The organism is Candidatus Ozemobacteraceae bacterium, assembly GCA_035373905.1.
Lineage (GTDB): Bacteria > Muiribacteriota > Ozemobacteria > Ozemobacterales > Ozemobacteraceae > MWAR01.
Genome location: DAOSOK010000022.1, coordinates 79171 through 88866 on the forward strand (window position 1 = coordinate 79171; position 9696 = coordinate 88866).

Annotated in this window: 10 protein-coding genes; 5 read left to right on the plus strand and 5 right to left on the minus strand. The window is 61.1% G+C overall.

Annotation, left to right across the window (positions count from 1 at the left end):
* Nucleotides 1-17: 17 nt before the first annotated feature.
* From PLU72_12215 to PLU72_12225, 3 genes are all read left to right on the plus strand, one after another.
* Nucleotides 18-1091 carry a hypothetical protein gene (locus PLU72_12215; GenBank protein ID HOT28948.1) on the plus strand — a complete coding sequence of 358 codons (1074 nt, stop codon included), beginning with the start codon at nucleotides 18-20 and terminating at the stop codon, nucleotides 1089-1091.
* 212 nt (nucleotides 1092-1303) lie between these two features.
* On the plus strand, nucleotides 1304-1534 hold the full coding sequence (locus PLU72_12220) for a DUF2892 domain-containing protein (GenBank protein ID HOT28949.1): 231 nt from the start codon (nucleotides 1304-1306) through the stop codon (nucleotides 1532-1534).
* 31 nt (nucleotides 1535-1565) lie between these two features.
* The gene (locus tag PLU72_12225; protein ID HOT28950.1) at nucleotides 1566-1733 is read left to right on the plus strand and encodes a DUF6132 family protein; all 168 of its coding nucleotides are present in this window, start codon (nucleotides 1566-1568) and stop codon (nucleotides 1731-1733) included.
* Here PLU72_12225 and PLU72_12230 read toward each other — a convergent pair.
* The 5 genes from PLU72_12230 to PLU72_12250 form a co-directional block, all read right to left on the minus strand.
* A complete protein-coding gene (locus PLU72_12230; GenBank protein ID HOT28951.1) occupies nucleotides 1718-2770 on the minus strand; it encodes a sigma-54 dependent transcriptional regulator in 1053 nt (350 codons plus the stop codon). The two genes, PLU72_12225 and PLU72_12230, sit on opposite strands and share 16 nt — an antisense overlap.
* 68 nt (nucleotides 2771-2838) lie before the next feature.
* Complete coding sequence (locus tag PLU72_12235; GenBank protein ID HOT28952.1) at nucleotides 2839-3270, minus strand: hypothetical protein; 432 nt, start codon at nucleotides 3268-3270, stop codon at nucleotides 2839-2841.
* Nucleotides 3271-3457: 187 nt separating this feature from the next.
* Nucleotides 3458-4309 carry a hypothetical protein gene (locus tag PLU72_12240; GenBank protein ID HOT28953.1) on the minus strand — a complete coding sequence of 284 codons (852 nt, stop codon included), beginning with the start codon at nucleotides 4307-4309 and terminating at the stop codon, nucleotides 3458-3460.
* Nucleotides 4310-4491: 182 nt separating this feature from the next.
* Nucleotides 4492-5496 carry a hypothetical protein gene (locus PLU72_12245; protein HOT28954.1) on the minus strand — a complete coding sequence of 335 codons (1005 nt, stop codon included), beginning with the start codon at nucleotides 5494-5496 and terminating at the stop codon, nucleotides 4492-4494.
* Between the two features lie 120 nt (nucleotides 5497-5616).
* On the minus strand, nucleotides 5617-6240 hold the full coding sequence (locus tag PLU72_12250) for a chloramphenicol acetyltransferase (protein HOT28955.1): 624 nt from the start codon (nucleotides 6238-6240) through the stop codon (nucleotides 5617-5619).
* A gap of 349 nt (nucleotides 6241-6589) precedes the next feature.
* On the opposite strand from PLU72_12250, the gene PLU72_12255 reads away from it, so the two are divergent.
* Together PLU72_12255 and PLU72_12260 are read left to right on the plus strand one after the other, a co-directional pair.
* Nucleotides 6590-7630, plus strand: coding sequence for a radical SAM protein (locus tag PLU72_12255; GenBank protein HOT28956.1), 1041 nt, complete (start codon nucleotides 6590-6592; stop codon nucleotides 7628-7630).
* Between the two features lie 311 nt (nucleotides 7631-7941).
* Nucleotides 7942-9636, plus strand: a complete 1695-nt coding sequence (locus PLU72_12260) for an AMP-binding protein (GenBank protein HOT28957.1) — start codon at nucleotides 7942-7944, stop codon at nucleotides 9634-9636.
* The last annotated feature ends 60 nt before the right edge of the window (nucleotides 9637-9696 follow it).

Sequence of the window (9696 nt, forward strand, 5' to 3'; positions counted from 1 at the left end):
GGAGGACCATGCGCTGCATGAACGTACGAATGTTGAATCGCCCGTGGCTTTTCCTCGCAGAAGTGGTTTTCCTGCTCGTCCTTGCCCTCCCGTCGGCCGCAGCTGGAGAGGAAAGCGAGGAATGCCGAGTCAGAATCGAAAACCGCGAACGGGGGGAAATCGCCGTTTCGACCGATCGGGGCGTGAGTTGGAGGGGCATCGGAAGGGTTGTGCGCCCCGATGACGGCTACACGCAGGAAACCGGAGACGACGGTTTCACCGCCGCGGACTGGGCGCCTTCGGGGGCCGTGGCCGCGACGGCCGTCAATGCCCTTCATATCAAGGTTCGGCAGGGAACACGGCACGCGGTTCTTTTCACGATTCAGCCACGCGAGTTGCTCCGCATGACGGCGGAAGAGGTGAAATCCTACTTCTCGAGCCGAACCTCGATTTTCACCGACATTCCGGCCGGCAGCCTGCTGTTCGGGCCCGAATATGCGCCCCGACTGGGAAACCCCGTGCATGTCATCCGCGATGGGGAGTCGTTCCGGATTCCCGAAGAATACAAACCGAGGATTGGGGACACCCTGGTCATCCCTTCCATGCGGCCGAGCCCCTGCCTGAAAGAGCTGAGATTCGTCAACAGACCCGGCGGGCTCGTCTTCGCCGCTTACTCGGACGGCTCGGCGAGGTGCGTCGGCTCCGTCGCGAAGTCCGCGGGGGCAACGGGGCGGTTCGGCGGTTCGCAGTATGCCGGGCGAGGCGAAGTCCGTGCCAATCACCCCGGCGTGCTGTGCGTCTCAACGTCGAAACGCGGCGATGTCGGCGGGTTCCAGATCATTCCCGCGGTTCACGCCGGAGGTCCGGGTCTGAAATATGTATGGGGAAATATATCGGCATGGATGGTGGTGAAGCCGCTCCTGCCGGGCCGGCCCCCGCTGGAAGGGCGCCCGCCGCTGTTCGGTGGACATATCCGACCGGGGACGGGCCGCTGCCTGGTCCGCATCGGCGACGGGCGGTGGGAACCGGCGCCCGAGCGTGTTGGCCTCGTGCGCGACGGGTTGGGGAACGTCACCGAGATCCGCCTGCTCTTCGGGAACGGGACCGACTGACGGTTGTTGCGCGGCGGGGAAATGCCGGCCTCCCATCCGGGGTTGACAATGGCCATGCAACTTGTGCATGGAAGATATGTATATTGTTCGTAAACAACGCGGCTGCGCCCCTCCTGTGAACGGCTTCGTCCCGCCGGTGCGCGACTTTGATCGCATGGCACGAGCCTTGCATCTCGAATAGGAAGGAAGATTCGGTTTGCCAGGAGGTTCCCATGTATACCGAACGTATCATTCGCATCGTGGCCGGCACGATCGTGCTGGCGAGCGTTGCCCTGTCGCACTACGTCAGTCCGTGGTGGTCGCTGCTGACGATCTTCGTCGGAGCCAACCTCTTCCAGTCGGGCTTCTCCCGGTGGTGCCTGCTCGAAGATATCCTGACCTCGTTCGGCGTCCGTTCCTGTTGCGCCGAGGCCGACCGCCGGTCGGCAACCGCCGCCCGTTGACGGCTGATAAATAGGAGGATCTATGTTATCCATGCCCGTTATCGCTCGAGTTGCGGGGCCGGTCATCGGCGGTGCGCTCGGCTTCGCGTATCACAAGGTGGTCGGCTGCGCGGGCGGAACGTGCCCGATCGTCGCCAGTCCGTATCTGAGCGTCTTGTACGGCGCCCTGATCGGCTTTCTGGTTCAGTCGGGCCGGTGACTTCCTGACGGGAGTCCTGCGACCTGATACCGCTGCAGTCTCATCTGGAGGCCTCGCAGCGAGATGCCCAGCGCGCGGGCCGTATGCGTCTTGTTCCGGTTGCATCGCTCGAAAACGGCCAGGATGTGCTCGCGGATCACATCTTCCAGTTTCGTGATTCCGTCCGTTCCGCCCGAGGTCGTGCCGTGCAGCGCCTCGTGATGCCGGCCCCGGTCGAACGGCGCTTCCCCGCGACGAACCCGCTGCGGGAGAGCGTCTGCCGTCACCGTTGCGCCTTCGGCCATGGCTACGGCGAACTGGACGACGTTTTCGAGTTCGCGGATGTTGCCCGGCCAGGGATACCTTTTCAGAATGCGCAGAGCTGCCGGCGTCCAGCGGAGATCCGTCCGTCCGGCCTCTGCTGCCATGCGGCGGAGAAACGCCTCGGCCAGCGGGGTGATGTCTTCCGTCCGGTCGCGCAGGGCCGGCAGGGTAATCGTGAAGAGGTTGATCCGGAAGTAGAGGTCCTCGCGGAACGCCCCTGATTCGACAAAGCGCTCGAGCGGCCGGTTTGTCGCTGCCACCACCCGGACATCCACGGAATGTGGTTCCCGGGCGCCCACGGGCTGGATTTCGCCGCTCTGCAGGACTCGCAACAGCTTGACCTGCTGCATGAGCGGCAGATCGCCGATTTCGTCGAGAAACAGGGTGCCGCCGTCGGCCTGGTCGAAATACCCCGCGTGGTCGGCCAGAGCGCCCGTGAAGCTGCCTTTCCTGTGGCCGAACAGGGCGCTTTCGAACAATTCCTGGGGGATGGCGCCGGAATTGACCGCGACGAACGGACGCCGGGCGCGCGGACTGCGCATGTGGATCGCGCGGGCGACGACTTCCTTGCCCGTGCCCGATTCGCCTCGCAGCAACACCGGACCCCGATGAGGCGCGACTTTGTCGACGACCTGGCAGATCGACTTGACCTTGTCGGAGTCGCCGAAGAGGCAGTGGCCGGTCGCGGTGAGAGCCGGAGGTGCGGACGTCGTCCGGGAATGTTCGCGTGCCATGGCAACAGGGTAGCATGCATTCACGGATTATTCCATGCAAAATATGCATGGCGATTGTGTGAGCCACCTCATTCGCATTGTCCGGTTGCGTCTGGCCATGACCGGGTTTCTGTGGCCAGGGTTTCCTGGAACTTTCTTCGAAATTCCAGAACTTCCAGCCATCTTTTGCATCGCTCGCGGACTTCCTGCTGTTTGGCCGGAGGGAGTTTGGAGGCCGCTTCATCGCATTCCGCGGAAAACGTGTGGATCTGACGGACGGCAAGGATGAGCCAGAAATACGCCTCCGCAAAGTCCTGGGGAACGCCCTTCCCACGCAGATACATGGCGGCGAGATTGACTTTCGCCTTCGCGTTTCCCTGCTCGGCCAGGTCGCGGAGAATGGTGACATACGTGGCGATTTCGCCGCGTTTTCGCGCCGCATCGGCATCGTCCCAGGCATCCCCAAAACTGGGGACGCTCAAGGATGCGACCCAGAACATCACCACAAGGAGCCTCTTCATCCGGTACCCCTCATTTCTCTTTCTATAATACCTCATCGCCCCTGCGTGTTGCCAACAAACTGCGACTGCCGCGGGAACGGCCCGCTTCCGCGGTCGGCATGATCCTGCGGGGAAAGGGTCTGCACGATGAAAACCCCGCCCGGACGAAGACGTTCGGGCGGGGTCGGTCGGAGTGGAAACGGTGAGATCATTCGAAGCGGGGCAGCTTCTCCCAATTGGAAGTGTCGGGACTGTTGATGTCCTCGAACCCGTACTTGTCGCCGTCCTTGGTCAGAACGATGACGAACGTCTCGGCGCCTTCGGTACGCAGAAAGGCCAGCACGGTGCCCTTGGCCATGAAAGGCGGAGCGCTGCGCAACTCGCCGACCTCGGTCACGTCGCCGATGTCGCGGCGCAGTTCCTCGAGAGCCTTCGGCAGGTCGGCGGGCTTGATCTTCTTCTTGTTGGCGTCGTTGCACACCGACAGCAACTCCTCGCCGTCGCCGCGTCCGATGGCGCGTAGTACCTTCTCGGCGACCGCGCGCGGATTCTTGCGATCAACGACTGCCCGGGCGGCGGCGGGGGAAAGGATGTCGGGTTCCGATGGCGGGGCCGGGGCGGGAGTCTGGGTGGCGAAGACGATCGATTTGATCTGCGTGGGATCGAGCATCAGTTCCTCGGTCTTGCCAGTGTCGGGGTTCTCCCCGACGCAGTCGAGGGTGGCCGATGTGTAATGGGTCTTGATGCTGGGAAACTTCAGGTCGTAGGTCTTGCCGTCGCGGGCGACGACGTGGTAGACGCCACCTTTGGCCTCGATCTTCGCCACGTTCTTGAACAACAGCTTGACCTTGCCGGTCGCGGCGTTACCCTCGATGTACCCTTCCGAACTGATGCCCGATATCTTCAGTTCGCGGTCCGTCGGTTCACGGGTCTGGGTCTTGTCCAGGACGATCGTGGCGGGGATGGGATCCACCGTTCCGTAAAACGCCGCCACCAGCGCGGGCCAAGCCAGGAAGATGACCAGCGCGCCCCACCACGGAAATCTTGTTCGATCGCTCATGTAGGTGTCTCCTCGAAATTCGATGTGGTATGGCGATTTACCACGACGGGAGTCCCCAGGGGAGGTCGTCCCGGAGGGCCGAATTCATCTCGCCGTGTATCTCGCCCGTCACCGGTCACCGCCGAAAGGTGTCCCGGTGCTTCTGCGGGTTTCCGAAAAAGGTTGAACGCCGGACCTGGCCACTATTTCGGCAGGTTGGACGTGCGCATCCGGGAGCACTTGTTGAAAGCGGCGCGGGCGAAGGGAGGGGCTTTGGCCACGCCGGGCCGCTCTTCGGTCAGGAAGGAGACGTTCCAGACGCGGGTGATGCCCTGGGCCGCCTCTGCGTCGCGCTGGACGGCGACCATGAAGGTGAGGGCCCAGACGACCGGTTCCCCGAGCAGGTTCCGTTTGTAGCAATACCAATTCTTGTCGACCACCGCTGCCCGGATGGCTTTTTCGCCGGGTTGACAGGTGGAATTGAAGTAATCGAGGGCTGCCTGGGCGAGCTGGTCGGGTTGTCCTGGCCCGCCAAACCCCTTTTCATGCGAGGGGAAGACGAACTCGTTCATCTCCTTCTCTGCCTTGGCGGCGGTGGCTTTTTCGATTTCGTCAACCTTGCCCAGCCAGGTTCGGGCTTCCTGGTTGCCCGGATCGAAGACGACCGCCATTTCCAGGAGCTTTCGGTTGCGGGCGAACACCGCCGGCCGGGCCGCCTCGGCCATATCGGCGACCATGCCGAGTTCGACTGCGGCCTGCTCCACCATGCCGGTGGCGGCGTCGCGGCTTCCCGTCTCGACGCTGGCCAGTCCCCGCTCGAGGCTCTGCAGGATGGCCTCGACCGACCGGTTGCCCTCGAACGGGGCGTCATCGCCGGCGATCCGGGTCCAGGCCTCATTGATCTCATTAGTGGTCTTGCCGTGTTCCTGGGCTTTGGCCAGCATGTTCTGCACGGCGACGAGATCCTTCTCGAGGAAAGCCTTCAGTTTCCCTAAGACCTGCTCATACTCTTCGGGACCCGTAAACTGGCCTGAGCTCATCTGGTCGAACAGTTCCTGGTTCCGGTCCAGGATGTCCCCCATCTCCTTCCAGCTGCGGACGATCTCCGCCTTGTCCGTCACCTTGGCCCACAATGGAGAACCGGAAAACAGGGGGAAGAGGATTCCAACGATCAATGTGATGAATGCGGCAAATCGGGCGAAATTCACGGGACCAGCCTCCTTGAGCGTTTTGGATGATCCGTCATCGTGACAGGCTATCACGCCTCGGGTTTTCCAGTCTCGGGGACCGACGGCCGAAATCCAGTTACCGATATTGGGCGGAAAGCATCATTCACGAAGCAGATGCTCAAACTGTTCCAGAAATCGGGCCACATGCAGTCCGTCCGCAAGGCCGTGATGCACCTGGATGGAAACGGGAAGCATTTGCTTATTCCCTTGCCGATGGACTTTTCCGAACGTGATTCGCGGAATGGAATCCTCCGAGCGAAGCGACTTCGAATAGGTGAGTCCCGTGAAATGGTGCCAGGGAATGCTCGAATAAAAGATCTGGTCGGCCCGTTCGTTCTGGTCGATGCACATGCCTGACCGCGCCCGGGTTTGCTCGATGCTCTTGACCGCCTCACGCGCGAACGTGGCGAAGTCATCGAAAAACTCGATGAAGCAGCAGCCGAACGTCTCGTCAGGCCGAAGCACCGTCGCCGACCCGTGAATGCGGTCGAAACAGGCGACCCGGCCGTCGACGATGCGCAGTCTCAGCTCCTCGACCCGGTTCGCCGCAATGAGAGACTTGTGGAGATACCGCAGAAAAAAGGATTCCCCGGCCTGTTTCGCGGCCCGCCATGTGACTGCGCAGTCGAGCGCCGTCGACAAACTCCAATACGGGTCATCCAGACTGCAAAAATGCCGGAAATGCTCTTTCCGCTTCCAGGTTTCGATGTCGATATGCTGCATTGGCATCCCTCTCCGAAATTCGTACGACAACTGTATCACGGATGTGGCTGACCGGCCGACCGGAATGTTGTATGTATGCTAATATATATTTAGCATTTTCATAATCGCCCGCTCGATTACTGCTCGTCTCACAGGTAACACGACAATCACCCGCATACTCGATACCGTTCGTGCTGAGCTTGTCGAAGCACGAACAGCCACTTGCAGATGATTCCTCATTTCGCCCTTCGACAGGCTCAGGGCGAACGGGTGGCTTTCATTCTGCAGGAATCAATAACATATGAGACGAGTAGTATTTTCTGGGCCGGGTGAATGGAACAGGATACAATGGCATCGGGAAGGCACGTTCATGATTCTGCTGAAAGACCATACGATCGAAGAGCTTCACGCGCACCTCGCTTCGGCGGGGGTTTCCCTCGTCATGGCGAAAAAACTCCAGGCCGCGGCCATCCGTGAGGACAGGTGGCTTCCCGAGGGGCCGGGGCTTTCCCCGCGGGTGCTGGCCCGCGTCAGGACCATCGCGGAGATTCCCCGGCTGACGCTCCTGGAAAAGGTCGTCTCGCCCGTCGACGGCTTCGCCCGCTATGTGTTTCGCGGTGACGGGCCGGATCCGTTCGAAGCCGTCCGCATTCCCCTCGCGAGCCAGTCCGGCGAGACGTTCTACGCCGTCTGCGTCAGCTCCCAGGTCGGCTGCGCCATGGGCTGCGCCTTCTGCTTCACCGGCCGCATGGGCTTCAGGCGCAACCTGTCGACCTGGGAAATCATCGACCAGATTATACGCATCAAAATAGATTCACCCCATCCTCTTCGAAGCGTCGTGTTCATGGGAATGGGCGAGCCGATGCACAACTATGACGCGGTCATGCGTGCCGTTTCGATTCTCGCCGAGCCCTGCGGAATGGCAATGTCGCCGAAGTCGATCACCATTTCCACCTCCGGCGTCGTCCCGGGAATTCGGCGTCTCGCCGCCGAGAAAAGGCCGCTCAAGCTCATCGTCTCTCTTTCCTGCGCCGATCCGACGCGCCGGCAGGAGTTGATGCCCGTCGAGAAAACCTGGACCACGGGCGAATTGATGCAGACCATCCGGGAATACCACGAAACGACGAAACAGCGGGTCACCCTGGCCTGGACCATGATTTCCGGCGTCAATACCAGCCCCCTCGACGCGAGGCAGCTCGCCGAACTGACGCGCGGACTGCCCTTCCGGCTCGAACTGATCGATGTGAACGATCCGACCGGCCGCTTCAAACCCCCGACCCAGGCCGAACTGGACATCTTCCGCGATGCCCTGAGCGCCGAACGCGTGAAACCCGTGACGCGCCGCTCCAGCGGCGGAATCGACATCCGCGCCGCCTGCGGCATGCTCGCCGGAGACACGGCATCTCGATGATTGCGTCCGGCCGGAATCTGTCAGGCTGCTGCCGATCGCGCCGGTAATCCAGTCGCAAGTTTCCCTGAACGGTGAAAGACGCTTCTTGCCCCGAAAAATTCAGGAATGGTATCCTTCGTTCGTTCGGGGAAATGCGGGTGTTTTGTGCCAATTCCCAAGACCCAAGAGTGATGTGCGGATCGATGACGAGGAACGAATCCTGTCGTGGTCCCACGCAGAAGAACTCGGTCGGAGGAACAATGACTTCATCGACCGGTAAGGAGCCGACAATGGCGCTTCCAAAGATTGGTTATGACATCGGGAAAGAAAGTTTGCGCAACAACTGTTTCTGCTTCCTCCGGGAACACGTCGAAAAGCATCCAGACCGTGTTTGCATGAAGTGGGTCAACACGAAGAACAAAATGTGGTTCGACTACAACCCCTTCGCCCGGACGCTGACGCACGATGCGTTCACCTATAAGAACATTTACGACATGGTCGTCCATGTGGCCGCCGGATACAAGAAGCTCGGGGTCGAAAAGGGCGACTGCGCGCTGGTCTATGTGCCCATGATTCCGTGGCTCTACGCCGGCATGTTCGCCTTCCAGATGTTGGGCGTCAGGTGCATTTTCCTGGATTCCTTTGCGCGGGCCGATCAGCTGGGCTACGTTGCCGACCTCTGCAAGCCGAAAGTCTGGCTGTCGGGCGAGCGGGGTTTTTCGATGGGAAACGGCCAGCCCGCGCTCGAGGCGATTCCTGTGAAGATCAATATGGGGCCATGCACGAAAACCTGGACAGCTCGCTTCGAAGAGCTCCTTCAAACGCCCGAGACCGCCGAGCCGGTTCCGGTCGAGCAGGAGCACACCGCGCTCATCACGTTCACCACTGGCTCGTCGGGAACGCCAAAGGGGGCCGATCGTTCGCACCGGTTCCTCGCCGCGCAGCATTACGCCATCGACGCCTGTCTGCCGTACGAAGCGAGCGACCTGGATCTCCCGGTCTTTCCCATCTTTTCGCTGAACAACCTCGCGGCGGGCGTGACCACCGTCCTGCCGGCCATCAACGTGGCGGAGCCGGCGGACAACGACGCGTATGTGCTCTACACGCAGATCACGGGGGAGAACATCACCACTCTCACGCTGAACCCCTCACTGCTCAACGGGTTGAACAAATACTGCCTCGAGAAGGGAAAGACCCTGCCCGGGCTGCGTCGTGTCGCCGCCGGTGGTGCCGCCGTGTCGCGCGACGTCGTGGCGGAATTCGCGAAGATTGCGCCGAACGCGGAACTCGTCGTCATGTATGGCTCCACCGAGGCCGAACCGATGGCCCACATCACAGGCAAGGAGATGCTCGCCCAGCGCAGCGTCACGGAAGACGATCCCGAACTCGTCGATGCCGGCGTCAACGTGGGGCACTTCGCCCATGGCCTGCAGTACAAGTTCATCAAGATCGTGCGCGGCCCCATTGAAATCGCTTCTGACAAACAATGGGCCGATCTCGAGGTTCCGCCGGGAAACGTCGGCGAACTTCTGGTTGCCGGCGAGCATGTCTGTCGCGCCTATTATAATAACCCCGAAGCCTTCAGGACATCGAAGATTCGCGATCACAACGACATCGTGTGGCACCGAACGGGTGATCTCGGACGCCTCGACCAGAAGGAAAACATCTGGATCGTCGGCCGCATTCACAACGTTATCGAGCGCGCCGGAACGTATCTCTTCCCCGTACAGGCTGAAGTCGTGCTGAAACGCCAGCCCTACACCCGGCTGGCCGCCTATCTCGGCGTTCCCGACCAGAAGCTCGGCGAGAAGACCGTCTGCGTGATCGCGCCGAAGGATCCCGCCGACATCGGGAACAAGCAGCTCTGCGCCGAACGCGAAGCCGAGATTCGACGGATCATGACCAAGAACCAGATTCCCGTCGACCAGGTGATTTTCCACCCGGACATTCCGATGGATCTGCGCCACCGCTCGAAGGTCGAGTACGGCATCCTCCGCGAAGAACTGAAAAAGGCCGACCTGGTCTGAATTCGGGTTCATCCGACTAAAGCGTACTTTGTCTCATGAAGAGCCATGATCTTGAGTTTG

Bases quoted from the DNA above. Each gene is read 5' to 3' on its own strand.
- PLU72_12255 (HOT28956.1), top strand. From the start codon at position 6,590: ATGATTCTGCTGAAAGACCATACGATCGAAGAGCTTCACGCGCACCTC.
- PLU72_12225 (HOT28950.1), top strand. From the start codon at position 1,566: ATGCCCGTTATCGCTCGAGTTGCGGGGCCGGTCATCGGCGGTGCGCTC.
- PLU72_12240 (HOT28953.1), bottom strand. From the start codon at position 4,309: ATGAGCGATCGAACAAGATTTCCGTGGTGGGGCGCGCTGGTCATCTTC.
- PLU72_12250 (HOT28955.1), bottom strand. From the start codon at position 6,240: ATGCAGCATATCGACATCGAAACCTGGAAGCGGAAAGAGCATTTCCGG.
- PLU72_12235 (HOT28952.1), bottom strand. From the start codon at position 3,270: ATGAAGAGGCTCCTTGTGGTGATGTTCTGGGTCGCATCCTTGAGCGTC.
- PLU72_12215 (HOT28948.1), top strand. From the start codon at position 18: ATGAACGTACGAATGTTGAATCGCCCGTGGCTTTTCCTCGCAGAAGTG.
- PLU72_12220 (HOT28949.1), top strand. From the start codon at position 1,304: ATGTATACCGAACGTATCATTCGCATCGTGGCCGGCACGATCGTGCTG.
- PLU72_12230 (HOT28951.1), bottom strand. From the start codon at position 2,770: ATGGCACGCGAACATTCCCGGACGACGTCCGCACCTCCGGCTCTCACC.